This is a genomic window from Robertmurraya sp. DFI.2.37 (assembly GCF_029211245.1).
In the GTDB taxonomy this organism is placed as follows: Bacteria; Bacillota; Bacilli; order Bacillales; family Cytobacillaceae; genus Robertmurraya; species Robertmurraya methanolica_A.
The window spans coordinates 1-317 of the sequence record NZ_JARGEJ010000504.1 but is presented as its reverse complement, the minus strand read 5'-3'; the positions used below and the strand labels follow the sequence as shown (position 1 = coordinate 317).

General features: G+C 36.6%; 1 pseudogene. It reads left to right on the top strand.

Annotation, left to right across the window (positions count from 1 at the left end):
• Positions 1-237, top strand: a pseudogene (locus tag PZE06_RS27475) (ABC transporter substrate-binding protein); the annotation flags it as partial.
• Between the last annotated feature and the right edge of the window lie 80 nt (positions 238-317).

The following is a 317-nucleotide window of genomic DNA, read 5'->3' as shown; positions in this document are numbered from 1 at the left end:
GAAGTAATCGCTAAATTTAATCCAGATATGTATAAGGGATTGATGCAAAATCTTCAGGCAGAAGCTGCTGCTGGAAAAGCGCCAGCTATCATTCAGGTGGGATGGTCATTTTTAAATTACTTTGCCTACAATTTTGAATATTCATCACCTCAAGCGATTATTGATCAGTATTTCCCGGAGGACAAAACGTTTTTAGAAGATTATTTCTTGAGTAATGTTTATATACAAAGACTTTGACATTAATGACTATACATTCCGATTATCGTATCGTGACCCAGCCGATACTGAGAAGTACTTTGACGATGATGAAATGTGGG